This is a genomic window from Mesorhizobium sp. M0833 (assembly GCF_040319905.1).
Taxonomy (GTDB): Bacteria; Pseudomonadota; Alphaproteobacteria; order Rhizobiales; family Rhizobiaceae; genus Mesorhizobium.
The window spans coordinates 15,273-42,251 of sequence record NZ_JAMYOQ010000014.1 but is presented as its reverse complement, the minus strand read 5'-3'; the positions used below and the strand labels follow the sequence as shown (position 1 = coordinate 42,251).

31 protein-coding genes are annotated in these 26,979 nt (G+C 64.5%); 15 read left to right on the top strand and 16 right to left on the bottom strand.

Annotation, left to right across the window (positions count from 1 at the left end):
* Window positions 1-20: 20 nt before the first annotated feature.
* Window positions 21-1,190 (top strand): homoserine O-acetyltransferase MetX, encoded by a 1,170-nt coding sequence (metX, locus tag NKH98_RS17495; RefSeq protein WP_254816640.1) that lies wholly within the window; start codon window positions 21-23, stop codon window positions 1,188-1,190.
* 58 nt (window positions 1,191-1,248) lie between these two features.
* Window positions 1,249-1,863, top strand: a complete 615-nt coding sequence (gene metW / locus NKH98_RS17490) for a methionine biosynthesis protein MetW (protein WP_254817066.1) — start codon at window positions 1,249-1,251, stop codon at window positions 1,861-1,863.
* Between the two features lie 25 nt (window positions 1,864-1,888).
* Here the strand turns inward: metW and NKH98_RS17485 are convergent, their stop codons facing one another.
* Window positions 1,889-2,185 (bottom strand): DUF1330 domain-containing protein, encoded by a 297-nt coding sequence (locus NKH98_RS17485; protein ID WP_352900272.1) that lies wholly within the window; start codon window positions 2,183-2,185, stop codon window positions 1,889-1,891.
* 296 nt (window positions 2,186-2,481) lie between these two features.
* Between NKH98_RS17485 and NKH98_RS17480 the strand changes: the two genes are divergently transcribed.
* Window positions 2,482-3,228, top strand: a complete 747-nt coding sequence (locus NKH98_RS17480; RefSeq protein ID WP_352900076.1) for an SDR family NAD(P)-dependent oxidoreductase — start codon at window positions 2,482-2,484, stop codon at window positions 3,226-3,228.
* Between the two features lie 41 nt (window positions 3,229-3,269).
* A complete protein-coding gene (locus NKH98_RS17475; protein ID WP_352476259.1) occupies window positions 3,270-4,295 on the top strand; it encodes an RNA polymerase subunit sigma-70 in 1,026 nt (341 codons plus the stop codon).
* Window positions 4,296-4,313: 18 nt separating this feature from the next.
* On the opposite strand, the gene NKH98_RS17470 is transcribed toward NKH98_RS17475, so the two are convergent.
* The 3 genes from NKH98_RS17470 to NKH98_RS17460 form a co-directional block, all read right to left on the bottom strand.
* The gene (locus tag NKH98_RS17470) at window positions 4,314-5,120 is read right to left on the bottom strand and encodes a DUF1194 domain-containing protein (protein ID WP_352900072.1); all 807 of its coding nucleotides are present in this window, start codon (window positions 5,118-5,120) and stop codon (window positions 4,314-4,316) included.
* Between the two features lie 77 nt (window positions 5,121-5,197).
* Complete coding sequence (locus NKH98_RS17465) at window positions 5,198-7,030, bottom strand: ABC transporter ATP-binding protein/permease (RefSeq protein WP_352900071.1); 1,833 nt, start codon at window positions 7,028-7,030, stop codon at window positions 5,198-5,200.
* 135 nt (window positions 7,031-7,165) lie between these two features.
* Window positions 7,166-7,948: a class I SAM-dependent methyltransferase gene (locus tag NKH98_RS17460; RefSeq protein ID WP_352900068.1), complete on the bottom strand. Its 783-nt coding sequence runs from the start codon at window positions 7,946-7,948 to the stop codon at window positions 7,166-7,168.
* 98 nt (window positions 7,949-8,046) lie between these two features.
* On the opposite strand from NKH98_RS17460, the gene gloB reads away from it, so the two are divergent.
* A complete protein-coding gene (gene gloB / locus NKH98_RS17455; protein ID WP_254816635.1) occupies window positions 8,047-8,814 on the top strand; it encodes a hydroxyacylglutathione hydrolase in 768 nt (255 codons plus the stop codon).
* A gap of 21 nt (window positions 8,815-8,835) precedes the next feature.
* Window positions 8,836-9,264 (top strand): cupin domain-containing protein, encoded by a 429-nt coding sequence (locus tag NKH98_RS17450; RefSeq protein WP_352805589.1) that lies wholly within the window; start codon window positions 8,836-8,838, stop codon window positions 9,262-9,264.
* 4 nt (window positions 9,265-9,268) lie between these two features.
* On the opposite strand, the gene NKH98_RS17445 is transcribed toward NKH98_RS17450, so the two are convergent.
* The 4 genes from NKH98_RS17445 to NKH98_RS17430 form a co-directional block, all read right to left on the bottom strand.
* Window positions 9,269-9,937: a lysoplasmalogenase family protein gene (locus tag NKH98_RS17445; protein WP_352900269.1), complete on the bottom strand. Its 669-nt coding sequence runs from the start codon at window positions 9,935-9,937 to the stop codon at window positions 9,269-9,271.
* Window positions 9,937-10,824 (bottom strand): aromatic amino acid exporter YddG, encoded by an 888-nt coding sequence (gene yddG, locus NKH98_RS17440; RefSeq protein WP_352900063.1) that lies wholly within the window; start codon window positions 10,822-10,824, stop codon window positions 9,937-9,939. Before yddG ends, NKH98_RS17445 begins: the two co-directional genes overlap by 1 nt.
* 41 nt (window positions 10,825-10,865) lie before the next feature.
* Complete coding sequence (locus NKH98_RS17435) at window positions 10,866-11,657, bottom strand: DUF3108 domain-containing protein (protein ID WP_352649297.1); 792 nt, start codon at window positions 11,655-11,657, stop codon at window positions 10,866-10,868.
* A 62-nt stretch (window positions 11,658-11,719) separates the two neighbouring features.
* Complete coding sequence (locus NKH98_RS17430) at window positions 11,720-11,947, bottom strand: hypothetical protein (protein WP_352900060.1); 228 nt, start codon at window positions 11,945-11,947, stop codon at window positions 11,720-11,722.
* 310 nt (window positions 11,948-12,257) lie between these two features.
* Here NKH98_RS17430 and rpmB point away from each other — a divergent pair, with 310 nt between their 5' ends.
* From rpmB to NKH98_RS17415, 3 genes are all read left to right on the top strand, one after another.
* The gene (gene rpmB / locus NKH98_RS17425; RefSeq protein WP_006328411.1) at window positions 12,258-12,554 is read left to right on the top strand and encodes a 50S ribosomal protein L28; all 297 of its coding nucleotides are present in this window, start codon (window positions 12,258-12,260) and stop codon (window positions 12,552-12,554) included.
* Window positions 12,555-12,636: 82 nt separating this feature from the next.
* On the top strand, window positions 12,637-13,317 hold the full coding sequence (locus tag NKH98_RS17420; protein WP_352900057.1) for a queuosine precursor transporter: 681 nt from the start codon (window positions 12,637-12,639) through the stop codon (window positions 13,315-13,317).
* 86 nt (window positions 13,318-13,403) lie between these two features.
* Window positions 13,404-14,075: a spermidine synthase gene (locus tag NKH98_RS17415; protein ID WP_352900055.1), complete on the top strand. Its 672-nt coding sequence runs from the start codon at window positions 13,404-13,406 to the stop codon at window positions 14,073-14,075.
* 106 nt (window positions 14,076-14,181) lie between these two features.
* On the opposite strand, the gene NKH98_RS17410 is transcribed toward NKH98_RS17415, so the two are convergent.
* The 4 genes from NKH98_RS17410 to NKH98_RS17395 form a co-directional block, all read right to left on the bottom strand.
* Window positions 14,182-15,207 carry an esterase-like activity of phytase family protein gene (locus NKH98_RS17410; RefSeq protein WP_352476248.1) on the bottom strand — a complete coding sequence of 342 codons (1,026 nt, stop codon included), beginning with the start codon at window positions 15,205-15,207 and terminating at the stop codon, window positions 14,182-14,184.
* Window positions 15,204-17,102, bottom strand: coding sequence for a cobaltochelatase subunit CobT (gene cobT, locus NKH98_RS17405; RefSeq protein WP_352805597.1), 1,899 nt, complete (start codon window positions 17,100-17,102; stop codon window positions 15,204-15,206). The genes NKH98_RS17410 and cobT overlap by 4 nt, the downstream gene beginning before the upstream one ends.
* Window positions 17,103-17,113: 11 nt before the next feature.
* Window positions 17,114-18,100 (bottom strand): cobaltochelatase subunit CobS, encoded by a 987-nt coding sequence (gene cobS / locus NKH98_RS17400; RefSeq protein WP_023721131.1) that lies wholly within the window; start codon window positions 18,098-18,100, stop codon window positions 17,114-17,116.
* A 122-nt stretch (window positions 18,101-18,222) separates the two neighbouring features.
* Entirely contained in the window at window positions 18,223-18,852 is a 630-nt protein-coding gene (locus tag NKH98_RS17395) for a J domain-containing protein (protein ID WP_254816626.1), read from the bottom strand.
* A gap of 133 nt (window positions 18,853-18,985) precedes the next feature.
* Here NKH98_RS17395 and NKH98_RS17390 point away from each other — a divergent pair, with 133 nt between their 5' ends.
* A complete protein-coding gene (locus NKH98_RS17390) occupies window positions 18,986-19,288 on the top strand; it encodes a BolA family protein (protein WP_352900051.1) in 303 nt (100 codons plus the stop codon).
* Window position 19,289: 1 nt separating this feature from the next.
* Here NKH98_RS17390 and NKH98_RS17385 read toward each other — a convergent pair whose 3' ends face one another.
* Genes NKH98_RS17385 through NKH98_RS17370 form a run of 4 tightly spaced genes read right to left on the bottom strand, consistent with a single transcriptional unit; the run spans window position 19,290 to window position 22,771 of the window.
* Window positions 19,290-20,096: an alpha/beta hydrolase gene (locus NKH98_RS17385; RefSeq protein WP_352476245.1), complete on the bottom strand. Its 807-nt coding sequence runs from the start codon at window positions 20,094-20,096 to the stop codon at window positions 19,290-19,292.
* A 40-nt stretch (window positions 20,097-20,136) separates the two neighbouring features.
* Window positions 20,137-21,033, bottom strand: coding sequence for an HlyC/CorC family transporter (locus NKH98_RS17380; protein ID WP_352476244.1), 897 nt, complete (start codon window positions 21,031-21,033; stop codon window positions 20,137-20,139).
* The gene (gene aroB / locus NKH98_RS17375) at window positions 21,030-22,172 is read right to left on the bottom strand and encodes a 3-dehydroquinate synthase (protein WP_352900048.1); all 1,143 of its coding nucleotides are present in this window, start codon (window positions 22,170-22,172) and stop codon (window positions 21,030-21,032) included. The genes NKH98_RS17380 and aroB overlap by 4 nt, the downstream gene beginning before the upstream one ends.
* The gene (locus tag NKH98_RS17370) at window positions 22,169-22,771 is read right to left on the bottom strand and encodes a shikimate kinase (protein ID WP_352649288.1); all 603 of its coding nucleotides are present in this window, start codon (window positions 22,769-22,771) and stop codon (window positions 22,169-22,171) included. The genes aroB and NKH98_RS17370 overlap by 4 nt, the downstream gene beginning before the upstream one ends.
* A 161-nt stretch (window positions 22,772-22,932) precedes the next feature.
* Between NKH98_RS17370 and NKH98_RS17365 the strand changes: the two genes are divergently transcribed.
* The 5 genes from NKH98_RS17365 (at window position 22,933) to NKH98_RS17345 (ending at window position 26,860) form a co-directional block, all read left to right on the top strand.
* Window positions 22,933-23,082 (top strand): histidine kinase, encoded by a 150-nt coding sequence (locus tag NKH98_RS17365; RefSeq protein ID WP_352900045.1) that lies wholly within the window; start codon window positions 22,933-22,935, stop codon window positions 23,080-23,082.
* Complete coding sequence (locus tag NKH98_RS17360; RefSeq protein WP_352900043.1) at window positions 23,079-23,996, top strand: site-specific tyrosine recombinase XerD; 918 nt, start codon at window positions 23,079-23,081, stop codon at window positions 23,994-23,996. Before NKH98_RS17365 ends, NKH98_RS17360 begins: the two co-directional genes overlap by 4 nt.
* Window positions 23,997-24,095: 99 nt before the next feature.
* On the top strand, window positions 24,096-25,046 hold the full coding sequence (locus NKH98_RS17355; protein ID WP_352801873.1) for an acetyl-CoA carboxylase carboxyltransferase subunit alpha: 951 nt from the start codon (window positions 24,096-24,098) through the stop codon (window positions 25,044-25,046).
* 210 nt (window positions 25,047-25,256) lie between these two features.
* Window positions 25,257-26,585, top strand: coding sequence for a L,D-transpeptidase family protein (locus NKH98_RS17350; protein ID WP_254817064.1), 1,329 nt, complete (start codon window positions 25,257-25,259; stop codon window positions 26,583-26,585).
* A gap of 5 nt (window positions 26,586-26,590) precedes the next feature.
* On the top strand, window positions 26,591-26,860 hold the full coding sequence (locus NKH98_RS17345) for a sulfurtransferase TusA family protein (protein ID WP_352801871.1): 270 nt from the start codon (window positions 26,591-26,593) through the stop codon (window positions 26,858-26,860).
* Window positions 26,861-26,979 lie beyond the last annotated feature (119 nt).

Genomic DNA, 26,979 nt, shown 5'->3' with positions numbered 1-26,979 from the left:
AGGCCGGGCAAGGAGATGTGATGGTCGCTTTGCGCGCGCGAAAAACCAACAACGAGGCCGACCAGCCCTCGAGCCCGGTGTTGCGTTTCGGCGCCGACAAGCCGCTCAAGCTCGACGCCGGCACGCTGCTGTCGCCGTTCCAGATCGCCTACCAGACCTATGGCACGCTCAACGACGAGCGCTCCAACGCCATCCTCGTCTGCCATGCGCTGACCGGCGACCAGCACGTCGCCAACACCAATCCGGTGACCGGAAAGCCGGGCTGGTGGGAAGTGCTGATCGGCCCCGGCAAGATCATCGACACGGACCGTTTCTTCGTCATCTCGTCAAACGTCATCGGCGGCTGTCTCGGCTCCACCGGCCCCGCCTCGACCAATCCCGCCACCGCGAAGCCCTACGGGCTCGACCTGCCGATCATCACCATCCGCGACATGGTGCGCGCGCAGCTGATGCTGGTCGAGCATTTCGGTATCGAACAGCTGTTCAGCGTGCTGGGCGGCTCGATGGGCGGCATGCAGGTGCTGCAATGGGCCTCGAGCTATCCCGAGCGCGTCTTCTCGGCGCTGCCGATCGCCACCGGCGCCCGCCATTCTTCGCAGAACATCGCTTTCCACGAGGTCGGCAGGCAGGCAGTGATGGCCGACCCGGACTGGCATGGCGGCAAATACTTCGAGCACGGCAAGCGGCCGGAAAAGGGGCTGGCGGTGGCGCGCATGGCCGCTCACATCACCTATCTGTCGGAAGCAGCGCTGCACCGCAAGTTCGGCCGCAACCTTCAGGATCGCGAAGCCCTGACCTTCGGCTTCGATGCCGACTTCCAGATCGAGAGCTATCTGCGCCATCAGGGCATGACCTTCGTCGATCGCTTCGATGCCAACTCCTATCTCTACATGACCCGGGCGATGGACTATTTCGATCTCGCCGCCGACCATGGCGGCCGGTTGGCCGATGCCTTCGCCGGCACCAAGACGCGCTTCTGCCTGGTTTCGTTCACCAGCGACTGGCTGTTCCCGACCGAGGAGAGCCGCTCGGTCGTGCACGCGCTGAACGCGGCCGGCGCCTCGGTATCGTTCGTCGAGATCGAGACCGACCGTGGCCACGACGCCTTCCTGCTCGACGAGCCGGAACTGTTCGCCGCCATCAAAGGCTTCATCGCCTCGGCGGCGCGGGCCAGAGGGCTCGGCGCATGACCCCGAAAAGTTGCAGACTTTTCGGATCAGGGCCATGCGCCAGGCAAGTGACGAGCCCATGAGCGTCAACCGCGCACAGCGCGTCGACCTCGAGGTCGTCGCCGATCTCATCCCGCCGCAGTCGCGGGTACTGGACGTCGGTTCCGGCGACGGCCTGCTGCTCGAATTGCTGCAGGCGACCAAGAAGGTCGACGGTCGCGGGCTGGAACTGTCGCAGCGCGGCGTCAACGAATGCGTGGCGCGCGGCCTGTCGGTCATCCAGGGCGATGCCGACAAGGATCTCCAATTCTATCCCGACAAGGGCTTCGACTTCGTCGTCTTGTCGCAGACCTTGCAGGCGACCCGCAATCCGAAATTGGTGCTCGACGAACTGCTCAGGATCGGCAACCGCGCCATCGTCTCATTCCCAAATTTCGGTCACTGGCGGGTGCGCTTTTCGCTACTGTTCAACGGCCGCATGCCGGTGACCAAGGACCTGCCCTATTCTTGGTATGACACCCCCAACATCCATTTCTGCACCATTCGCGATTTCGTCAATCTGTGCGACGAGCTTGGCGCGACGGTGGAAAAGGCGACCGCGCTCGACGCCAATGGCCAGCGGATCGGCTTCTCGATGCCGTGGTGGTTCTGGAATTTTTTCGGCCAGCAGGCGGTGTTTCTGCTGAAACGATAAGAGCCAGTCGTCGCAGATCGTCCCCTTATTCGAGAACGTCGGTGGCCTTGTGCGGATGCGCAACGCCATCGACCAGGACCACGTCGGACTGAGAATTGTCGGTGCGCAGCGGCAATATCTCCTGATAGGCGGGCGAGCGGTACCATGCGCGCGGCTGCTGCATGTCTGGAAATTCGATCATGACGAGGTAGCCCGGCCAGGTGTTTTCAACGACTTCCACCTCGCTGCCATGCACGATGAAGCGCCCGCCAAACGGCTCCAGCGTCGCATCGATCTTGTGCAGGTACTCGACGATCTGCGGCCCCGGCGTGACCTGGCGTATATGGGCGACGGCCTAGGCGGTCATGGCTGTACTCCCTGGTGGTCGAAGCCGGACAACCGGCTTGATGGGAGCAGTTTGCCGAGACCTTGCACACTGGTCGATTACCGCCGCGGTAATGACACTGAATACAAAACCGACGCGCCTCTGCCGTTGCTGCTCCGAACAGGGCCGTGGGCGAGCCCTGCTGTCACCTGAAAAATATTTCCGCCTGGCGCCGATGATTTCCGCACGCCTGCGCTGTCCTTATCGATGAGCGCGCCTGGATGGTCCGGCGGCCGGGAACAGAGAGGTGATCCATGGGATCGTTGCAAGGTCAGAATGTTGTAGTCGTAGGAGGCAGCCGTGGGGTCGGCCGCTCCATCGCGGAGGCCGCCCTCAACGAGAGAGCGACGGTGCTGGCCGTCGCCCGCGGAAAACAGGCCCTGGCGCAATTTGCCTGGGAGGTCTCGGGCGTGAAGACGCTCGCGGTCGATGCGACGGTGGACTCCGCCCCCGATAAGGTCTTCGCCGCGCTGGAGCCGGACGTGCTGGTAATCTGCGCAGGCGCGCTGGCCCCTTCCGCGCCGCTGCACGAACAGAACTGGAAGGCGTTCTCCGCAAATTGGGACACGGACGTCAAGGCATCGTTCCTGTTTTGCCGGGCCGCTCTGCGGCGTCCGCTCAAGCCGGGAACCCGTATCGTTCTGATCTCCAGTGGCGCGGCCTTGACCGGCGGGCCACCCAATACCGGCGGCTATGCCGGCGCAAAACGCATGCAGATGTTCCTGGCCGGTCATAGCCAGAAGGAAGCCGACCGGCTCGGCCTCGGCCTTCGCTTCATGGCGCTCGCGCCGATGCGCATCATGCCGGAAACCGGCGTGGGCAAGGCCGGCGTCGACAGCGTCGCTGCCTATATGGGCATCCAGCCGGCGGACTTCATCGCCGCCATGACCGACATGCAAACCCCGGCCGACGTCGGACGGGCGGTGGTCGCGCTCGCCACCGGCCAGCCGCAAGGCAGTTCCTTCGTGGTCAGCGGTAGCGGGCTTGCACCAGCCGCCTGACGCGCGCGTAATGCAAAGCTCACTCGTAACCGCACAGCCGCATGACAGACGCTCAACCACCTCTGGAACCAGCACGCCAGCCGATCCTCGATCGGCTGGCCTTCGAGAAGGTCATGGCCGCCCATCGCCGCGAGCTCAAGCTGCATTGCTATCGCATGATGGGTTCGCTGCACGAGGCCGACGACCTCGTCCAGGACACGTTGCTTCGCGCCTGGCGCGCCAGGTCGGAGTTCGACGGGCGAGGTTCGGTTCGTGGTTGGCTCTACATGATCGCGACCAACGCTTGCCTCAACGCCATCAAGGCGAGGTCGAGGGCGCGTCGCATTCTCCGGGAACCCGGACGGCCGCCCTCGCACGGGGCGGCCATAGGCGGGCCCGTAGCCGACATCGCCTGGCTGGAGCCCTACCCCGACGCCGAGCTTCCAGACATTGCCGGCAGCGAGCCAGGTCCGGAAGCTCGTTACGAGAGCCGCGAGGCCGTCCAGCTCGCCTTCGTCGCCGCGATCCAGGATCTGCCGCCCAGGCAGCGCGCCGCGCTGCTGCTTGCCGACGTCCTGGGATGGTCGGCCGTCGAGACGGCGCGTTTGCTGGGCGGATCGACGGCTTCGATCAACAGCGCGTTGCAGCGCGCCCGCGCAACGCTGGCGGCGCGCTATCCCCAGGGACGGCCGGCCAGCCGATCACGGCCCAGCCCCGAAGAAGGCCTGCTGCTCGAACGCTACATGCAGGCCTGGCAGGCCGCCAATCTCGACAGCTTGATCGAGCTGCTGCGTGAGGACGCCATCTATACAATGCCGCCTTGGCGCGAATGGTATCAAGGCCGCGAAGCGATCCGCGGTTTCTTCGAGACCGTCTGGCCGAGGTTTGGCGGCTTCCGCACGCTGGCCACTCGGGCCAATGCCCAGCCGGCGGTCGGGGTTTATTCCCGCAGCCACGATGGCCCTGAATGGCGGGCCCATTCCCTGCACGTGTTCGACGCGGCCGAGGGCGGGATCGCTTCCTTGACGATCTTCATAGGGCCGCTCGGGCCATCTCTGTTCCCGGCCTTCGGCCTGCCACCAGCCTAACCTTCCCCTGGGCCAGCCTTATCGGTCGAGTTCCGGGAAATACGGGTCCGAGAAAAACCGCCGGTCGCGCTCGCCTTGCAGGCAGTCGATCGGTGCGTCGATGCGGATCGTCCTCGGATCCACCTTGGGATACTCGATGCCGCTGACCTCGAGGATCAGTTTGCGGCGAGTGGCGGTGGCGAATTCGGAAGCAGCATAGATCGGCAGCACGAACGAGCCCGGCCCGCCGGTGACGCATTCGGCATAATACCGGTCGAGATGGCTGAAGGTGGGTGACGGGCTGATCAGGATCGGCAGTCCGTTGATGACGATGCCCTTCGCCAGCGCCGCATCGCGTGCCGTTGTGACCGGCAAGCCGGTGTTGTTTGGGCCGTCGCCCGAGACGTCGATGACGCGGCGTTTGCCGGCGAAGGCCGTGCCGTTGAAAAGCTCGGCGCCGAAGGCCACTGCGCCGGAAATCGAGGTGCCGCGAAAGCTTCTGAACGGGCGGGCCGCGATCTTGTCGGCGAAAGCGTTGGCGCTCTCCTTGTTGTCGACGACCTGCCAGGCAATGACCGCGTCGTCGCGGATGGTGCCGGCCCATTCGAAATAGGCGATGGCGATGCGGCCGGAGGTGCCGGCACGCACGGCGTTGATGAAGTCGGGATGGCGCAGCGCCGCGACATAGCCGGCGCGCTGCAGGGCAAACTCCCTTTCATCCATCGACTGCGAGATGTCGACGGCCAGCACCAGCTCGACATCGACGGCAAGTGCATTGGCCGGCGCGGCCGCAGGTGCTGCGGGGGCGCAGGCAAGGCAGGCGAGCAGGGCGAGAGCGTCAAGCATGGCCGATCGGAACGTTCCCATCTGAAACGATCGCGACAGTTTTTCGCCGCGATCGCGGCGAAATAAAGCTTGCCCTTCTATTTCTTGCCGCCGGCCGAGGCGATGGCCGGAGGCGGTTCGATGGCACCTGCCCTGATACGGACCGGCTTGAGGGGCGGTTGGCCGGCATCCTTGACGATGGTCAACGCCCGCCGGAAGAAGCGGGCATTGTGCTGGCCGCGGCCGATGTTGAGGATCGCGGCGTCCGGAAGGCGCTTCTCCAGCATCGACAGCACTTGCCTCAGCGTCGGGCCGTCGAACGCATCCAGCGCCTCGTCGATGATCACCCATTTCGGCCGTCGCAAGGCCAGCCTGGCAAAGGCCAGCAGACGCTGCTCGTCGTCGCTGAGCTCACGCTCCCAGCGCGCCGAGCGATCGAGCGAGGACGACAGGCGTTGCAGCCCGACATCGGCCAGCACCTCCGAGATCTCGGCATCGCTCGCCTCCGCCGCGCCGCCTGAATGGTTGAGCACCTCGCGCAGCCTCCCGAGCGGGAAATAAGGGGTACGCGGAACAAAGATCGGCGCTTCTCCGGCCGGCATGCCGATCCGTCCGCTGCCCCATGGCCACAGACCGGCAATGGCCCGGAAGAACAGCGTCTTGCCGGCGCCCGGATCTCCGGTGATCATGACGCGGTCGCCGGCGCGGATTTCGACATGCGGCTCGGCAAGCTTGGTGCATCCCTCCGGCGAGGCGACCTCGAGTTTCTCGAAGGTCAGGCTGCCGTCCGGGTTTTCGCCGAACGAAATGCGCCTTTCCGTATGGTGCAGCGCGTCGGTGTCGCCAAGCGCGATGCGGAAGTCGGCGACCCGCATCAGCGTAGCGCGCCAATCGGCGATGCCGCCGATATTGTTAATGAACCAACGCAGCGAAGAATGGACCTGGTTGAAGGCACCGACTGCCATCATCAGACCGCCAAAGCTGATATCGCCGGCGAAATAGACCGGTGAGGCGACCAGGATCGGCGCGACGACAGTGATCCAGCCGTAGGTGTCGGTGACCCAGGAAAGATTGATCTGGGCGCGGTAGATGTGCCGCATGGCGCCCAGCACCATGCCGAGATCGAATTCGAGGCGGCGCCTGGCATCGGCCTCGCCATGCGCCAGCGCGATGGCATCGACATTCTCGTTGACGCGAACCGCCGAAGAACGCAGCTCCGCTTCACGCGTATAGCGATCGTTGTTGAAGCGGATCAGCGGCCGCCCGACCAACCAGCTCAACCAGGAGGCGGTGCCCGCATAAAGGATCGCCGCCCAGACCATGTAACCGGGTATGGCCAGCGAATGGCCGCCTATGTGGAAGACGAAGCCGGAAGACAGCGACCACAAGACGCCGACGAATGAGGCAAGCAGGATGCAGGACTGCAGCAGGCCGATGCCGAGGCCGGTGGAAAGATCCGAGAGATGCGCGACATCCTGCTGCAGGCGCTGGTCGGGATTGACGCCGATGGCGCCGGCATGGGCCAGCCGGAAGGCGCGCGCCGGCCGCATCCACTCGCCGATCAGGTCGAGCGTCAGCGCCTCGCGCAGCTTCAGGCGGATCATCTGGTCGAGCCAGGTCTGGCCCACGTTAAACAGAAGCAGCCCGCCGGCTATTGCCGCAAAGACCAGAAGCTGATGCAGGAAGGCCGGCATGTCGCGCCGCGCCAGCGCGTCGAAGAACGGCTGGTTCCAGCGATTGAGCAGAATCTGCCCGACCGAGGTTGCGACAATGACGGCGACGATGCCGATTGCGGCCCAAAACAATTGTTTTCGCACTGGCGAGGTGGTCAGCGCTATCTTGATTGTTGCCAGCTGCTCACGCAGGCTGCTGGCTTCGATCGACGCGGCAAGCTTCTGGGCGCTGGCCTCGACATCCGGATGATCAGCCATGAGTGAATCCTTGCATTCGGAAGCGGTGCCGAAGCCCGGTCATAGAAATCGCCGGTCATAGAACCGATTGCGTATGCCTTCAATCGGGCAGCGAACCCGTCCGCGACAGATAGGTGAGAAAAAGCCTGCGTCGGATCACGAACGCGTCATCCTGGCGGCGCCGGACGTTTGGCCCGCGACAGCCCGGCCAAGCGTCGGCGCGCCATGCGGCGAGAGAACCGGCACGAAGACGCGGCGGGACGCGCGCTGGGCAACCGGCACGCCTTGATAAAGCCGCTTCTGCGCCTCGACGACGATAACGCCCGAAAAGATCGGCCAGAAGCGCCGGCCGGCGCGTTCCAGCACATTGTGGAACTGCATCATGAAACGTCGCGGCGACGGCGGGAAGAACAGCGCATCGGACCATGCCGCCGGCGTGAAATTCGCTTCGCGTAGCAATTCGGTGAGCTGGCCGCGCGAGAACGGCCGGCCATTGCCGAAAGGCGTATGCTCGAAGCGCGCCCAGACGCCGCGCCGGTTGGGCACCACGATGACGACACGGCCGGCAGGCGACAGCACCCGCCAGATCTCGTTCAGCGTCTCGCGCGGGTTCTCGACATGTTCGAGCGAATGGACGAGCAGCATGCGGTCGATGCAGGAATCGACCAGCGGCAGTTCCTCGTCGAACACCAGCGCGGTCGCCGTCGGCCCCGTCGCCGGCCAGACCACCGCGCCCTGTGTTGCCGGCATGAAGGCAAAGACACGCTCGGCATCGCTGCCGAAGCGTTCCAGCCACGGCAAGGTATAGCCGAGACCGACCAGCCGCTCGTTGGGCACTACGGCCCATATCGAGGACAGCGCCATAGTGATCGAGCGTTCGGCCAGGCGGCCGAGCGTGGTCGAATAAAACGAACGGAGATCGACAATGTCTGAATGCATGCGCGGAACGGTAGCTTCGAAGCAGTCCAAGTTCAACAAAGGCAGATGACATCGGCCGGCAGGCGCCCTATGTCTGCGGCAGTAAAGGGAGTGATGCGATGCCGGTCGAGATCGAACAATTCATGTGCCGCAGCGACAATTTCGGCGTGCTGGTGCACGACCCGAAAAGCGGCCAGACGGCGCTCATCGATGCGCCCGAGGAGGCGCCCATCCTGGCGGCGATCAAGCGCACCGGCTGGACCCCGACGATGATCCTGACCACCCACCACCATCTCGACCATGTCGAGGCTAATCTGGCGCTGAAGGAGCGTTTCAAGCTGCGCATTGTCGGTCCGGAAGCCGAAAAGGCAAAGATTCCCGGCATCGACGAAACTGTCGAACAGGGCTCGGTCGTCCACCTCGGCGACGAGCGGATCGAGGTCATCGCCACACCCGGCCACACGGCGGGCCATGTCACCTATCATCTGCCGGCGTCGAAAGTGGCATTCGCCGCCGACACGCTGTTTGCGCTCGGCTGCGGGCGGCTGCTCGAATGCAAGCCGCCGGTGATGTACGAATCCCTGAAGAAGCTCGCGGCGCTGCCGGCCGACACGGTCGTCTATTGCGGCCATGAATATACGCTGGCCAACGCCCGTTTCGCGCTGACCGTCGACCCGACCAATTCGGCGCTGAAAGAGCGCGCCGCGAAAGTCGAGGCGTTGCGCGCCGACGGCAAGCCGACGCTGCCGACGACGATCGGCGAGGAACTGTCGACCAATCCGTTCCTGCGCTGGCACGATCCGGCGATCCGCAGACATCTCGGCCTGGAGAAGGCCTCCGACGCCGAAGTGTTCGCCGAGATCCGCAAGCGCAAGGACAATTTCTGAGCGGCGCCAGGAGCTAGGGTCATGACCAGTTCCGCCGAAATCATCGCTCTGCTCGGCCTGAAGCCGCATCCGGAAGGCGGCTGGTATGCCGAGACCTTTCGCGACGGCGCGGCAGGCACGCGCGGCCATTCGACGGCGATCTATTTCCTCCTCGAGAAGGACCAATTGTCGGCCTGGCACCGGGTCAAGGACGCGGCCGAGGTCTGGCATTTCTATGACGGTGCGCCGCTGGCGCTGTCGATACATCGAGAAGGCGGTCCCGTCATCGAGGAGATCCTCGGTACCGGGCTCGCTGCAGGCGAGCGGCCGCAGATCGTCGTGCCGGCAGGCTGGTGGCAATCGGCACGCAGCCTCGGCGAATGGACCCTGGTCGGCTGCACCGTGGCGCCGGGTTTCGATTTCGCCGCCTTCGAACTTGCCGAACCAGGCTGGCTGCCGGGAACCCCATAGGCACCTAGCCCAGCAGGAAACCCAGCGTGATCGCCAGCTGGCCGACGTAATACAGCGCCCATGCTGCATAGTGCATCCAGACGCGGTGCGGCGAGAGGGCGGGCAGCAGGAACTTTTCCGCGGCGTGCAGCCCGTCGGACAGCATGAGCAGGACGATGCCGCCGATGACCCCGACGCTGTTCAGGGTGAGCGCCGCAATGCCCATGGCAAGCAGTGCCGCGGCATGCACGCCGATCGGCAAACGCAAGGCGGGGCCGACGCGGCGCCGGAGCGCGAAAACCATCGCCAGCACCAACACGGCCATCGCCAGCACGATCGCTGCTCGCCACGGCTCGGCCAAAAGCAGCCCGAGGCCGCCGCCGGCACGCAGGAACAGCACGACGTAAAGCACATGCGCGGCAAGAAAACTGGTTGCGCCGCCAAGAAATGCCTTCTCGCCGTCGCGCGACAGGAGGGCGTCGCCCACGGCGCTGACGCCGAGTGCGGCGACGAGCAGCCATGGACCGCCCTGCTGCACGACCAGCACCGCAAGCATCGCCACCGCCAATGTCCTTGCCGCCGACCGCGAAAGGCGCGGCGGCATGCCGAGGCTGAACGCGTAAATCACCGCCGCCGCCAGCGAAAATACCAGCGTCGCATTGGCATTGGCATCGATGCCGCCGGGAAACAGCATCAAGCGTTTGCCTCGCTCGTAGCCCTCTTGCGCAGGAACAGCGATTTCGCCGCCAGTGCCGCGCCGCCGGTGATCAACACGCAGGCGGCGAGGATGCGCCATGAGGGCTCGGCGAAGCCGGCGGCGATCAGCACGAGGGTGGACAGCAGCGGCGCGGCATAGCTCGCCGCCCCCAGCACCTGGATGTTGCCGCGCTTGACGCCGATGTCCCAGGCATAGAACGCCGCCCCCACCGGCATCAGACCGAGGCCGAGCACGGCCAGCCACTGGCCGGCGCCGGCGGGCAGCACCGTCTGTTCAAGCAATAGGTGGCAGACCAGCGAAAGGGCCGCGGTGGCGGCGCAGAACCAGGTGACGATCGAGGTCGGCACCGACGGGAAGCGCCGCGACAACAGCGAATAGGACGACCACAGCACCGCGCAGACGCCGGCCATGGCGTAGCCGAAGGCATAACGCGCGTCGAAGGCAAGCCCGCCGCCCTTGGTGACGATCAGGATCGTGCCGGCAAGGCCGAGCAGCGCGCCGGCGACGTGGTTCCAGGCCAGCCGCTCGCCCGGCATCAGCGCCGACCCCAGCACGATCAGCAGCGGCCACAGATAGGCGATCAGGCTGGCCTCGACGGCCGGCGCATTGCGGAGCGCAGTGAAGTAGAAGAAGTGGTAGCCGAACAGGCCGGCAATGCCGATCACCCAGACCTGGCGCGGTATCTTCGCGGCGCCATCGGCTGCCGGCATCAACAGCCGGGCAACCAGCCCGACGCAAGTGCCGATCGTAAAGGTGATTGCCGAAAGCAGGAACGGCGGCACGGCGCCCGAAGCATCCGTAAGCAGCGCCAGCAGCGCCCACATGGCGACCGCGGAGAAGCCGATCAGTGTTGCGCGCGCCATAGCCGTCGCCCCTGCCCATCGTTGGCGGCGCACCATCACGCCTATTCGTTTGCTTCGAACCGCTCCGCGCTGATCGTCAACGGGCCGATTTGCGTGCTGACCGTGGCGCGGATCGGCGCATATACGCCGCTTTGGCCGACTGGTGCAAACGTCACCATGATGCGGCTGCGTTTCTTCAGGTAATTCAGCGCCTTGCGGTTCTTGCGGTAACCGGCCACCGGCTCGAAGCCCAGCCTGCAAGTGACCGTATCGCCCTTGTAGCCGGCCACCGAGATCGACCCTTTGGACTCGTAGGTCAGTTTGAGATCGGCACGCATTTCGCCGTCATAGAGCTTCACCGTGCGCCCGCAGACCTGGTCGAGGCTGTCGGCATGGATGACGGTCGCGGCCATCGGATCGAGGACCGATACGAGATCGCTGCCGGCCAGCGGTATCCAGTTGTTGGGATTGCGCTTCTTCGGCTCAGGCACGACCTTGGTCGAGGTGACGACGCCGTTGGCAAACCGGATGTCGATCATCGATGCCTTCTTGCCGGACGTGTAGTCGGCGTGGAACGCTTGCGGCTGCAACCGCTTGCCCGAAATCTTGCCCTTCGACGAGATCGTACCTCGCGTATCGTCGAACAAAGTGGCGAGGCCGGCAGCGGAGACGCTGCCCTCGATCGAATAGGTGTCGCCCTCGTAGTGGCTGGAGAATTTCGCTTTGGCCACGGAAAGGCCGAGGAACGATACCGAATACTCGCCCGTGAAGGATTGCGGCTCAGCGGCCGAAACCGTCGTCGACAGCGCGACGGCCATCAGCACGACCAGGGCATGGAGGAAAGAACGAGGCATGGCGGGTCCTTGGTTGTCGACCGGACGGGCGGCTCCGGTCTGGCATGTCCCTGTGCGACCGCTTATAGGCTGAATTCCGGCCTTAATGTGAAAGGCGGCGTCGGCAGGGAACGCTGGGGAGGGTCCAGGGCCAGAAAAAAACCCGCCTCGGCGGGCGGGTCGTCGGTGCGAATCAGCACCATACCTAAATTAGTAGCATAGCTGCCGGCACAAAGGAAGAACAAAATGCGGCCATCGACGAATTTGCGGATCTGCCTCGGCCCGGATGAGGGAAAGGGTTGCGGCTTCACTCCGGCTTGGGCTCCTCGCCCCACGAAAGTGGGGAGAGCGCAACCATCATGCGGTGGGCGAGGAACCCAGGTCTTGAGACAACTGCGGGACAGCAACATCTCCTCCAGAAGAGGGCGATCAGCAGCTTCACTGACGACACCTACTCCGAAAGTGCGATTCCCCATGCCCGAAGCAACCCCCAAGCTTGACGCCTCGGCGAAATGCAACTATGGAACGCCAACTTTTTCCATGAGGCCGCCTGACCGAAACCGCGCGCCACCCGGCGCGGGTCGAATGTTTGGCCAGGACCGAGAACCGAAGGTTAGTATCATGTCCCGCACTTGCGAACTCACTGCCAAGGCAGTCATGTCCGGCAACAATGTGAGCCACGCCAACAACAAGACCAAGCGTCGCTTCCTGCCCAATCTCGTCAATGTAACGCTGATCTCGGAAGCGCTGAACCAGAATGTGCGCCTGCGCATTTCGGCCAACGCGCTGCGTTCGGTCGAGCATCGCGGCGGCCTCGATGCCTTCCTGGCCAAGGCCGATGCCAAGGAATTGTCGCAGCGCGCCCGCCTGTTGAAGAAGCAGATCGCCAAGAAGCTCGCCGAACAGCCGGCCGCCTGAGTTTTTCGGCGGCAGCCGCCTTCCAGGGCGTGACCCGGGTTCCGGATCGCGTTCCGCTGGTTCCATTACCCAGGATAAAAAAATGATCTTCCTCTCGCGGTACCTGCCCTTCGTGGCGGCCATGGCGCTCGTCGTCGTGGCCTCGAACATCCTTGTGCAGTTCCCGATGCAGGGTGCAATCAGCGGGTTGTCATTGGCCGACATCCTGACCTGGGGCGCCTTCACCTATCCGTTCTCATTCCTGGTCACCGATCTCGCCAATCGCCGTTATGGGCCGGCGGTGGCGCGCAGGATCGTCTTTGTCGGCTTCATGACAGCGGTGATCTGCTCGATCGTCATCCCGCCGCTGCTGTTTCGCCACGGCCTGATCGAATTCGAGACCGCCGCGGACCGGCTGGTGCGCATTGCCGCGGCCTCGGGCGCCGCCTTCCTCACCGCGCAGTTGCTCGACGTCACCGTGTTCAACCGGTTGCGCCGGCAGAGTTGGTGGCGCGCGCCGATTGTCGGCACGCTGGTCGGCTCTGTCTTCGACACGGTGGTGTTTTTCACCGTCGCCTTTGCGGCGGCTTTCGCCTTCGCCGGACCGAACGACGGCTTTGCGTTGGAAACCGCGCCGCTGATGGGTGTGTTGCCGGTCGAGACGATGCGCTGGGTATCCTGGGCGCTCGGCGATCTCAGCGTCAAACTGGTCATAGCGGTGGTGGCGCTGATCCCCTACCGGCTGCTTGCCGCCCGCTGGAGCCAGCCGGCACTGGCGGCCTAGACCATGACCCCGAACCGAAGGTCCGCGTTAGCGGAAAGTGGGAACCGGTCTTCGGACAAGATCATGGTCGAACAAAGGGGCAGTCTTTGATCCCCTGGCTCCAACTGGATTCGGCAAAAACGCCTGGCGGCGGACAGGAACTTCGCCTGAAACGGCGCGGCGGCAAATTCTCAATCATGCTTGGTGCGAACGAGCTGATGAACAGCCGGCTCAGCGGTTCCGAAGAGGCGCTTGCGAAACTGTCCTGTCAAAGGATTGCCGGCCGCCGGAACCCAAGCATCCTGATCGGCGGCCTCGGCATGGGCTTTACCTTGCGTGCGGCGCTGGCCGAGCTTGGCGACGATGTCCAGGTCACCGTTGCCGAACTGGTGCCGGCAGTCGTGATTTGGGCTCGGGGCCCGATGGCCGAGCTGTTCGGCGGCTGCCTTGACGACCCGCGCGTCAGCATTCGTGAGGCCGATGTCGGTCAGCTCATCCGATCGCAAGCTTTGGCCTGGGACGCGATCCTGCTCGACGTCGACAACGGCCCCGAGGGCATCGTCTACAAGGGCAACGACGCGCTCTACAGCGGCGGCGGCCTGAACAGCGCGAGAGCAGCTCTCAAGCCCGGCGGTGTGCTGGCGGTCTGGTCGCAAGGCCCTGACGCAGGCTTCACCCGGCGGCTCAAGCAGGCGAGCTTCACGGTCGAGGAGATCAAGACCCGCGCCAACGGCAAGCGTGGCGCACGCCACGTCATCTGGCTCGCGAGCAAAGCCTAGCGGAAGCAATTTTGGGCGGATTGCTGTTTGGGCTCCGCCCGGCACACCGACTACTGCCGTTTCTGAAGCTCGGCGACGAGCGCCTGCAGCAGCCCGCGATCGCGCGTCAATCCTCGTGCAGGATGAATTCCAGGTAAAGATTGCGCTGCAGGATCGAGTGGTTGTCGTCGGACATCATGGACACGATCAGCGCGCCATCGTCGCGGGTCCAGACGTCGAGCGCTTCCATATTGTCGATCTGGTAACCCATGTCGGCTTCGAGCAGCACCGGCCCGTCGGCGACGGCCCCCTTCTCGACGCTTTCGCCATAGATGCGCCGCAGCCGCATCTTGACCCCGCCGGCCATCGAAAAACTGCGCTCCAGAAGCAACAGGTCGCCATCCGGCAGGAAGGCGCCGTCGGTGATGTCGAAATCGCCATTGCGCTTGACGGTGAAGACGCCCTTGTGCGGCCCTTCGATGATCGCGGCAAAGATGTTACCGGCCTTGTCGAGGCTCTTTTCCGACACCACGACCAGCCCGCCCGCGTGCTGTCCGTAAGGATGGGCGCGGGTGACGGTCTCGAAGCCGCGATTGCGCCGAAGTTCCCAGGCCGGGATCAGGAAGTCCAATTGCCTGAACGGCGCCCTCATGTCATCCGGATCGATCTTGAACTCTGCGATACGGTGATCGCGCTCGAAACCGACCGTGGCAATGCCGTCCTGGACCGCGAGGCCTTCGGCATCGACCGCCCATTTCTCGTCGATCGGCTGGCCGGCCGCATCGACCATCTGCTGCATGCGAAAATTCTGGATGCCGGAAGGCCGCTTGTCGGCATCGTGGACGAGGGTGCCGAAGAACCAGAAGCCGGTGTCGGCGACGCCGATGAAATCGCTGCCGGGCTTGAGGAACCGAAGCGCCGACAGCGCGCCGAAATCGCGCGTCGACGAGGTCATTTCGAGCCCGCCGACGAATTCAAGCGGCCCGAACTGTTTGTCCGGCCGGCCGATGTGGAATTCGCTGATCGGCCGTGCCGTGATTTCGGCCGGCTCGACCGAGGCCGGGCCGGCAGCGACAGCCGGCGCCAAACCGATGCCTAACAACGCAATGGCGGCCAAAAGCTTCTGCCAAAAGCCGCCGCGGGAAAAAATCATCCGGCGCGCCGTATGCCGCCGCGCCGCGTGTCGCGCACGGTTTCCTCGGCGAACAGCGAGGCCAGCTGCTCGGTCATGGCGCCGGCCAGTTCTTCGGCATCGACGATGGTTACAGCGCGGCGATAGTAGCGGGTGACGTCGTGGCCGATGCCGATGGCCAAAAGCTCGACCGGCGAGCGCGTCTCGATGAGCTCGATGATGGCGCGCAGATGCCGCTCGAGATAATTACCCGGATTGACCGACAGCGTCGAATCGTCGACCGGCGCGCCGTCCGAGATCATCATCAGGATCTTGCGCTGCTCCGGCCGCGCGATCAGCCGGTTATGCGCCCACAGCAGCGCCTCGCCGTCGATGTTTTCCTTGAGCAGGCCCTCGCGCATCATCAGCCCGAGATTGCGGCGCGCCCGCCGCCACGGATGATCGGCGGATTTGTAGATGATGTGGCGCAGATCGTTGAGACGGCCGGGGTTCGGCGGCTTGCCTTCCTTCAGCCATTTCTCGCGCGCCTGTCCGCCCTTCCAGGCGCGGGTGGTGAAGCCGAGGATTTCGACCGAGACGCCGCAGCGTTCCAGCGTGCGCGCCAGAATGTCGGCGCAGGTCGCGGCGACCGTGATCGGCCGGCCGCGCATCGAACCCGAATTATCGAGCACCAGCGACACCACGGTGTCGCGGAATTTTGTATCACGCTCCTGCTTGAAGGACAGAGGCTGCATCGGGTCGATGACGACGCGCACCAGCCGTGCCGGATCGAGATAGCCTTCTTCGAGGTCGAAATCCCAGGAGCGGTTCTGCTGCGCCATCAGCCGGCGCTGCAACCGGTTGGCCAGCCGCCCGACCACGCCCGAAAGGTTGGCGAGCTGCTTGTCGAGGAAGGCGCGCAGCCGGTCGAGCTCCTCCTCCTCACACAGTTCCTCCGCACCTACGGTCTCGTCGAAGGCGGTGGTGAAGACCTTGTAGTCGATCTCTTTCGGCAGGTTGGTGAAGGGATTGTCGTTGCGGCGCGCCTCGCCGGGCGTCTCTGCATCGGCGTCGTCGTCGTCGGAGAGATCCTCGGCGGTGGCGTCGGAGGCTTCGGTCTCGGCCGATTGCTCGTCGTCGGACGATGCCTCGGTATCCTCGGACTGCGACTGCTCGGAGCCGGAATCGTCTTCGCCGCCCTCCTCGCTCTGCTCCTCGCCTTGCGGCTGGTTTTCGTCGTTGTCCTCGGAGTCTTCCGTCTCCTGGTCGTCGCCGAGCTCCTCCGCCATTTCCATGGAGGCGAGCATCTCGCGCACGACGCGGGCGAACGCCTGCTGGTCGTCGAGCTTTGCCGACAGCCCGTCGAGATCGGCACTGGCTTTTTCCTCGACCCAAGGGCGCCAGAGATCGACCAGCCGTTCGCCGCTCTTCGGCACAGTGCGGCCGGTCAGCTTTTCGCGCACCATCAGCGCCAGCGCCTCCTCGATCGGCGCGTCGGCCTTGTCCTTGACGTCGGCGAGGTTGGCCCTGGCGTATTTGTCCTCGAGCATCGAGCCGATATTGTCGGCAACGCCCTGCATGGCGCGGCTGCCGATCGCCTCGACCCGGGCCTGCTCGACCGCGTCGTAGATGGCGCGGGCCTGTTTGCCTTCCGGCGCCAGCCTGGTGTGGATGCGCGTATCATGGCAGGCGCGCTTCAGCGCCATGGAATCGCCGAGCCCGCGGGTAATGGCGATGTCCGCCTTCGATGCCTTCTTCGGCAGTTCCGGCAGCCGGGCCCGGCTGCCGGCCAGCGCCGGCCGGTCCTTGGCGAAACCGACCTCGAGATCCTTGTCGCCGGCGATGGCGCGCATGCAGACGGTAACCGCGCGCTTGAAGCTGTCGGCCTCAGCGCCGGTCTTGGATTTGTTTCGCGTGTTGTCGCCCGGACCCGCCATCGAGACTCTGCTTAGCCCAGCACCACATTCGCAGCCGATTCCGGCAAATCTTCGCCGAAAGCGCGCTGGTAGAATTCGGCGACCAGCGAGCGTTCGAGCTCGTCGCATTTGTTGAGGAAGGTCAGCCGGAACGCCATGCCGATATTGCCGAAGATTTCGGCATTCTCGGCCCAGGTGATAACCGTGCGCGGGCTCATAACCGTCGACAAATCGCCGTTGATGAAGGCCGAGCGCGTCATGTCGGCGACACGGACCATCTTGTTGACGATCTCCTTGCCCTTGCCGTCGCGATAGTGCTTGGCCTTGGCCAGCACGATGTTCACTTCGTTGTCGTGCGGCAGATAGTTCAGCGTGGTGACGATCGACCAGCGGTCCATCTGCGCCTGGTTGATCTGCTGGGTGCCGTGGTAGAGGCCTGTGGTGTCGCCGAGGCCAACCGTGTTGGCGGTCGAAAACAGCCGGAAGGCCGGATGCGGGCGGATAACCCGGCTCTGGTCGAGCAGCGTCAGCCGGCCCGACGATTCCAGCACGCGCTGGATGACGAACATCACGTCCGGGCGGCCGGCATCGTACTCGTCGAAGCACAGCGCGACGTTGTGCTGATAGGCCCAGGGCAGGATGCCGTCGCGGAATTCGGTGATCTGCAGCCCGTCCTTGACGACGATGGCGTCCTTGCCGACGAGGTCGATACGGCTGACATGGCTGTCGAGGTTGACACGCACGCAAGGCCAGTTGAGGCGGGCGGCGACCTGCTCGATGTGCGTCGACTTGCCGGTGCCGTGATAGCCCGACACCATGACGCGGCGGTTATAGGCAAAGCCGGCGAGGATCGCCATCGTCGTATTCTTGTCGAACAGGTAGTCCGGATCGATGTCGGGGACATGCTCGCTCGTCACCGAATAGGCCGGCACCACCATCTTGGAGTCGAAGCCGAATGTCTCCTTCACCGACACCGTGGTGTCGGGCAGGTTGGCGATGTCGCGATCGACCTTGTTCATCTCTATCACGTCTCCACAAGCGAAACGCCGCGTTTCGCTGGTAATCGATTTTGTTCGGGGGCGGTCTTAGAGCCTTTTCCAACCCTATGAAAGTTGGAAAGCGACACGAACCGTAAGGTCGCTCAGCACAAACCTGCCTGCTTGAGCACGCGATACGCCTGGAGCACATCGCGGAACCGGTCTTCCGAACCTCTGTCGCCGCCATTCGCATCCGGATGGTGGCGTTTCACAAGTTCCTTATAGCGCGCCTTGATATCCTTGCCACTTGCCTTTGTATCAAGGCCAAGCGTTTCCAGTGCCTTGGCCTCAAGCGGCTTGGCCTTGCGCTCGCGTGCTTCGCGCGGGTCCTTCGGGCCTTTGAACAGGTCGAAGGGATCGCGCATGCGATTGTAGTAGCCGGCACGGCCGGAACGCGCCTGGGCGAAGTCGGGCGAGGAGCGTGTCGAGGCGCCGTTGACGCCCATTTTCCAGGTCGGCCGGTGGCCGGTCATGGCTTCCTTCTGGAAGCGCGCGATCTCGGTGTCGGGAACGCCCGAGAAATAATTGAAGCCCTTGTTGTACTCGCGCACATGGTCGAAGCAGAACTGGAAATACTCGCCTTCCTTCATCCGCCCGACCGGGGCGCGGTGGGTACCGGCCTCCTTGCAGCCATCCCATTGGCAGATCGGCGAACGCGACTTCAGCTCCGCGTCCTTCTCCGGGCGGATGCGAATCTTCTCGAAATATTTTGGGTACGGCTTCATCTCACCCATTTATGGGCCGTTCGCGGATGCGAAACAAGAATTGACATTTTCGCGATGATCGCCCTAACCGCTGAATCGCGGCATAAAACCGGCGAATGGCGAATTTTGTGCGATGACATAGATGTGGTGAAGGGAAGCGACGATGTCCATACAGGCAACGATGGAAGATAAGCTGAAAAAGGCGTTTTCGCCGGAACGGCTGGACGTCATCGACGAAAGCCATCTCCATGCCGGTCATCATCACGTGGATTCCGGCCATCACGCTGCCTTCGACGGCGCCGGCGAGACGCATTTCCGCGTCCGCATCGTCGCGCCAGCCTTTGCCGGCATGAGCCGCGTCGAGCGTCACCGTGCAGTCAACGATCTGCTGGCCGAAGAGTTGAAATCCGGCGTGCACGCCCTGGCGATCGAGCCGGCGGCGCCCGGCGAAAAGACCCGCTGGTGACTCAGCCGAGGCTCGCCCTCAGGAAAGCTATCACCGCCGCTGTCAATGCATCGCCTTCGGTGCCGAAGTCGCGATTGATCGACATGTGCGAATAGGCGCTGCCGTCGAACAGCGTGACCCTGGTTCCGGTGGCGCGCAGACGCCCGGCGAAGGCCTGCGCGTCCGCCGCGCGGGCTTTCGCCCGTGAATGGGCGATGAAGGTCGGCGGGTGCTTGCGGCCTTCCACATAGGTGACAGGCGACAGCGCGCGCCACTGCGCCGGATCGGGAAAGGCGCGGGCATAGACCCCTGCCATGCCGCCGCTCCTGGCCAATGCCTCCAGGTCGTAAGCCCTGGTGTCGTCGAGGATCAGCGCCGCGACCCCGGGCAGGCCGCCGCGCAGGCCGGTCAATGCGACGAGATGGCAGCCGGCCGAATGGCCCATCGCGACGATCCGGTCCGGATCGCCGCCATGCCTGGCGATGTTGGCGCGGACGTAGCGATAGGCCAGTTCGACATCCGCCGCCTGGGTGGCGACGTCGGCCTCGGGCAGCATCCGGTAGTCGATCGAGACGAAGCAGAAGCCATTGTCGAGCAGGAATTGCGGCTTGGCATTGACGTTGCCGCGACTGCCGACCCGCCAGGCGCCGCCATGGACGAAGAAGACGACCGGCAGGCCGCTTGCGCCCGCGCGGGAATAGATGTCGAGCTTGGCCGGCCCATAGTCGAAGGTTTCGGGCAACGGCGAACGCAGCTGCAATGCCGCCGCCTGCCCCGGCAACAGCGCCGCCATCGACACCAGAAGCAGGCTTCGCCGATCGATTGTCATAGACTCCTGACTGCCCAAGGCTGCCACACGGTGCGCACTGTCATTCGCCAAGCATCGCCGGCTTGATCCTCAGCCGCGCGATACGGTTCTTGTCGCGCTTCATGACGACGAAGCGCTTGCCGTGAAACGTAAAGGCCTGCTTTTCGTCCGGGATCGACTGCGCCTCGTGGATGACAAGGCCGGCAATGGTGGTGGCTTCCTCGTCCGGCAGGTTCCAGTCCAGCGCCCGGTTAAGGTCGCGGATCGGCACCGTGCCGTCGACGACGACGGAGCCGTCGGCCTCCTGCTTGACGCCCTGGATGTCGATGTCGTGCTCGTCGGCGATCTCGCCGACGATCTCCTCGATGATGTCCTCCAGCGTCACCAGCCCTTCGACCTCGCCATATTCGTCGACGACGATGGCGAAATGCGCCTTGCGGCGCAGGAAGGCGTTGAGCTGCTCCTGCAGCGTCGTGGTGTCGGGCACGAACCACGGTTTAGACGCGATCTTCATCACGTCGATCCGGGAGAAATCGTTGCCGACCTCGTTCAGGGCGCGCAGCAGATCCTTCGCGTGCAGCACGCCGACAATGTTGTCGAGCGAACCCTTCCACAACGGCATGCGGGTGTGCGGGCTCTGCAGGATCTCGCGAACCACCGCTTCGGGCGGGTCATCGGCATTGACCGAGCGCATATTCGTGCGGTGGACCATGACGTCCGACACTTCGAGCTCCTCGAGGTCGAACAGGCCGCCGATGCGGGCGCGGTCCTCGCGCACCACCTGGCCGTCGCGGCGGAAATCGTCGACGGCGCCGCGCAGTTCCTCGCGCGCCGAGCGCTGCGGCTCGATGCGCTGCAGCTCATAGCCGAAGGCGGCGAGCAGGTGCCGGCGCAGGACGAAGCCCAGCAGGCCGAGGCCGGCGAGCACTGCAGCCGCGATCCAGCCGGCCTGACTCATCCCGGGCGGCTTTCCTGCCGACCCGGATGGTTCTCCCTGAGGAACGCCAGCACTTCCGAGGCCGGCACATCCCTGGCGATGAAGGCCTGTCCGACGCCGCGCGTCAGGATGAAGGTCAGCGCGCCGCGCGACACCTTCTTGTCCTGGGTGATGAAGGAGAACAGCTGCTCGGCATCGGGCAATTCGCCCGGAATGTCGGCCATGCGCCAGGGCAGGCCGACGGCGCGAAGATGCGCCTCGACGCGCGCCGCATCGTCGGGGCTCGCCAAATTGAGCCTTGACGAAAAGCGGTGCGCCAGCGCCATGCCGATGGCGACGCCTTCGCCATGCACGAGCCGTGTGCCGTCATAGCCGGTCGCCGCCTCCAGTGCATGGCCGAAGGTGTGGCCGAGATTGAGCAGGGCGCGGTCGCCGGTCTCGAACTCGTCGCGGGCAACGACGTCGGCCTTGGCACGACACGCCTCGGCGATGGCGGCAGCCCGCTCCGGCCCGCCGGCAAACACTTGGCGCCAGTTTTCTTCCAGCCAGGCGAAGAACTCTGGCCGGTCGATCAGCCCGTATTTGGCCAGTTCGGCATAGCCGGCGCGAAACTCGCGGATCGGCAGCGTGTCGAGCACTTCGGTATCGGCCAGCACCAGCTTGGGCTGGTGGAACACCCCGACGAGGTTCTTGCCGCGCTTGCTGTTGATGCCGGTCTTGCCGCCGACGGAGGAATCGACCTGCGCCAGCAGCGAGGTCGGAACCTGCACGAAATTCATGCCGCGCCGTGCGATGCCGGCGGCAAAGCCGGCCAGGTCGCCGATGACGCCGCCGCCGAGCGCGATGACGACGTCGCCGCGCTCCAGCTTGGCGGCCAGCACGCCGTCGACCACCTCTTCGAGATGCGCAAAGCTCTTGGTCCTTTCGCCTGCCGGCAGCGTGATGACGGCATGTTGGATGCCACCGCTTGCCAGGCCGGCCGCAAGCGTTGCGAGATGCGCGCTAGCGACGTTCTCGTCGGTGACGACCGCCGCCCTTGTGCCCGGCAGACGGCGCGAGATCTCGGCGCCGGCACGTAACAGCAGGCCGGGGCCGATCAAAATGTCGTAGGCACGCTCGCCAAGCCCGACTTCGACAGAGACCGTTGCATCAGCGCTCACGACCGCACCTCATCGATGTCGGCAACACCGAGATGGCCGCGCAGCGCGTCCACCACCTCGGCGGCAATGATCTCCTTGCGGTCGTCGCGGGTCGGCACGGTGACATCGGCCGCGGCGTAAACCGGGTAGCGTTCCGCCATCAGCCGTTCCAGCACGGCGCGCGGATCGGCGCTTTTCAGCAGCGGCCGGTTCTGCTTCTTGGAAACGCGCTCCATCAACAGATCGATTTCGGCCTTCAGCCATACCGAAACGCCATGGCTGGCGATCGCCTCGCGCGTCTGCGCGTTCATGAAGGCGCCGCCGCCGGTCGACAGCACCTGCGGCCCGTGCTCCAGCACACGCAGGATGACGCGCTGCTCCAGTGCCCGGAACTCCGCCTCGCCATAGCGCTCGAACAGGTCCGGGACGCTCATGCGCGAAACAGTTTCGATCTCCTGATCGCTGTCGATGAAGGGCAGCGCCAGCATCGCCGCCACCTTGCGGCCGATGGCCGTCTTGCCGGCGCCCATCAGCCCGACAAAGACGATGGAACGGCCGCCTAGCCGGCCGAGCAGCGCGGCATAGCTCTCGCCCGGAGGATTTGCTGGTAGCGCGTTCATGCTTCTAGAGCCTCTTTGCCGGCGTATCGACATCAAAAGCCTGTTTGCGTCAAGCGTGACGCACCCAGAACCGGATATGGCTTCTCCCTTGAATTGCCCGGATTGGCGTCTCATAAGGGCACAGGGTTGGAAATGCAGAATAAGACGACGGGCGAAAATTAATGCCAACACTGTTTCGCTTTGTCGTGACGCTCGCGATGCTGGCCGGCATTGTCTATGGCGCGATGTTCGCCTTGGTCATGTTTGTCGAGCCGAGAAAGGCGGAAATGAGCGTGCGTATCCCTCCGGAAAAGCTCAATCCGAAAAAATGAACAGCGCCGCCCGCATCGAAGCCTTCCTGGAAATGATGAGCGCCGAGCGCGGCGCCGCCGAAAACACGCTTTCGTCCTATCGCCGCGACCTCGAGGACGCTTCCGCCGGGATCGCCGGCGGACTTGCCGGTGCCACCAGCGCCGACATCCGTGCCTATCTCGACGACATCGCCGCGCGCGGCTTTGCCGCCACCTCGCAGGCGCGCAAATTGTCGGCGATTCGGCAGTTCTTCAAGTTCCTCTATGCCGAGGGCCTGCGCGGCGACGATCCGACCGGCACGCTGGACAGCCCGAAGAAGGGCCGGCCGCTGCCGAAAACGATGAGCGAAGCCGACACCGGCCGGCTGCTCGACCGCGCCGCGCAAGAGGCGAAGGACCCCTCCATGCATGACGGCGACACGCTCGCGGCGCTGCGCCTCCACGCACTGGTCGAGGTGCTATACGCCACCGGCTTGCGCGTTTCGGAGCTGGTCGGCCTTCCTGTGACGGTGGCGCAGCGCGACGACCGCTTCTTCATGGTGCGCGGCAAGGGCAACAAGGAGCGCATGGTGCCGCTGTCGGCCAAGGCGCGCACCGCGATGCGGACCTGGCTTGCCGCACGGGCGGCGGTGCCGGTTCTTGCCGACAGCCCGTTCCTGTTTCCGGCCGCCGCCGACAACGGCTATCTCTCGAGACAGGTCTTTGCCCGCGAGCTGAAAGCGCTTGCCGCGCGGGCCGGCATTGCCGCGGCGAAGATATCGCCGCATGTGCTGCGGCATGCTTTCGCCAGCCATCTGCTGCAGAACGGCGCCGATCTCAGGGCCGTGCAGCAGTTGCTCGGCCACGCCGATATTTCAACGACGCAGATCTACACGCACGTGCTGGAGGAGCGGCTGGTGCGTCTGGTCAACGATCATCATCCGCTTGCCGACTAGGCGTCATGTCGCTATGTGAGAACGACGTTCCACCGCGCCCAGCCTGCATTTTCAGGCTTGCGTCAGTCATTGCCTTCCGACTTGCCGGTCCGCCCAAGAATGTACAATTACCTCGATTTCGAAAAGCCTGTACAGGATCTCGAAGGCAAGATCCTCGAGCTGAAGAAGCTTGCCGAGAACGGCGAGGCGGTCGATGTCGGCGATGAGATCGCCCGTCTCGAGAAGCGCTCGCGCGATGCGCTGCGCGACGCCTACAAGGCGCTGACGCCGTGGCAGAAGGTGCAGGTGGCGCGCCATCCGGACAGGCCGCACTGCATCGACTACATCAAGGGCCTGCTTACCGATTTCACGCCGCTCGCCGGCGACCGCAACTTCGGCGAGGACCAGGCGATCGTCGGCGGCTTCGCCCGCTTCCGTGGCGAGCCGGTGGCGATCATCGGCCAGGAGAAGGGTTCCGACACGGCAAGCCGGCTGAAGCATAATTTCGGCTCGGTGCGGCCGGAGGGCTACCGCAAGGCGGTGCGGCTGATGGAACTCGCCGACCGCTTCCAGATCCCGCTGCTGACGCTGGTCGACACGGCCGGCGCCTATCCCGGCGTCAATGCCGAAGAGCGCGGCCAGGCGGAGGCCATCGCCCGCTCGACTTCGGCCTGCCTTGGCCTGAAGGTGCCGTCGATCTCGGTGGTGATCGGCGAAGGCGGCTCGGGCGGCGCCATAGCGATCGCCACCGCCAACCGCGTCTACATGCTCGAACACGCCATCTATTCGGTGATCTCGCCGGAGGGCGCCGCCTCGATCCTGTGGCGCGACACCACGCGGTCCAGGGATGCGGCGACCAATATGAAGATCACGGCGCAGGATCTGCTGGAGCTGAAGATCATCGACGCCATCATTGCCGAGCCGCTCGGCGGTGCCCATCGCGCCCCCGAAACGGTGATCGCCGCCACCGGCGACCTCATCGCCAGGACGATGAGGGAATTCTCCGGCGCCAACACCGACTTCCGCGAGCATCGCCGCGAGAAATACCTGGCGATGGGCCGCAATCTGTAACCAACCCAGGCACGCGGCCTGAAATGTGGCGGCGTGAACCAGTTTCGCCACAAAAATGCCGCTGCATTCGGCTCAGTGGGCTTGCCGTAAGGGGACGCGCCGCATGCTTGCGGTAAGGAATTTTCAAGGTTAACGGGCTTAGAGTCCGTCAGTGGTCGGTTTAGCAGCTGCGGCATCCGCGGCGCAGAAATGAAGACGATAGCCATATCCATGTTTGCCAAGCTTGCCCGCACCGGAGTTCTGATCGCTGCGATCGGCGTCGCCGGCTGCAATGACGCTTCGATGAAGGATTTTGCGCCGCAAGCCAACAAGCCGCTGCCGGACAAGATCCTGGCCGAAATGAAAGCCAAGGGCATGGTCCGCACCTCCTCGGTGATGGCCCGCATCTTCAAGGAAGAAGGCAAGCTCGAAATCTGGAAGGCCAAGACCAACGGCCGCTACGACCTGGTCGCGAGCTACGACATCTGCAAATGGTCGGGCAAGCTCGGCCCGAAATTCACCGAAGGCGACCGGCAGGCGCCGGAAGGCTTTTACACGGTCCGCCCGGCACAGATGAACCCGCGGTCGAATTACCACCTGTCCTTCAATATCGGCTACCCCAACGCCTATGACCGTGCCAATGGCCGCACCGGTTCCAACCTGATGGTCCATGGCGCCTGCTCGTCGTCTGGCTGCTATTCGATGACCGACGCGCAGATCGAGCAGATCTACGCTTTCGGCCGAGACGCCTTCCAGGGCGGCCAGACCGAGTTCCAGATCCAGGCTTTTCCGTTCCGCATGACTGCAGCCAATATGGCGCGCTATCGCAACGACCCGAACTACGAATTCTGGAAGATGCTGAAGGTTGGCTACGACAATTTCGAGGTCACCAAGGTGCCGCCGAAAGTCGACGTCTGCGAGAAGCGCTACGTGTTCAACCAGGTTGCAGCCGACGGCTCGACCTTCAATCCGACCGGCCCCTGTCCGCCGACCACCCAGCCCGATTCGCTGAAAAGCGCCATCAACGCCTATCAGAGCACCTATGAGGCGGCCTTCAACGGCGCCATAAAGGCCAGCGTGCCGGCGCCCAAGCCGACCATCGCCGGGATCAAGGAAGCCAGCATCGTTTCCGACTGGTCGAAACGGCGTGCGCGCGGCGAACGCGTGCCGATCGAGCCGCCCTCGCTCAACCCGGACGGCACGGTGACCGAAACGGCGCGCATGGGCCGCGTCGATTCGCCGGCGGGCCGCAAGATGGCGGCGCTCGACGCCGAAAAGGCTGCCAAGCAGAAGGCCGAGGAACAGCGGCTTGCCGCGATAGAAGCGGCGAAGGCAGCGAAAGCCGCAGCCAAGGCGCAAGCCCTGGCCGAGAAGGAAGCCGCCAAGGCGCAGGCATTGGCCGAAAAGGATGCTGCCAAGGCGGCGGCCGAAGCGCCTGTCGCGACCGCAACCGTCGCGCCATCCGCGGAGGCCGTTCCGGTCGCGGAAACGCAGGCTGCGGACGCCGAAAGCACGGCGACACGGCTGAAGAAGAAGCTGCTCGGCATGTTTGGCGGCTGAGGTTCATGGTTGAACAGGAAGATGGGGGCCAAGAAGACAGGCCCTCAACCAGCCCCGCCGCCGTCTACGACCTCAAAGGCTTGAACTGTCCGTTGCCCGTGCTCAAGGCAAAAAAGCGCCTGGCTGCAATGCAGCCGGGCAGCCGCCTGTGGCTCGAAACCACCGACCCGCTCGCCGTCATCGACATTCCCGCCTTCTGCACCGAGAGCGGCCATCGGCTGATCGAAACGACGGCGATCGCAGGCGGCCGCCGCTTCCTGGTCGAGCGCGGCTGAGCGCGTGATCTCCCCCCTTGAGGGGGAGATCTCGCCGAAGGCGACAGAGGGGGTTGCCTCGGCTGGCGCGACGCCATGTACGACCAAAGAGAAAGTTGGCGCTTCACGCGCGGCAACCC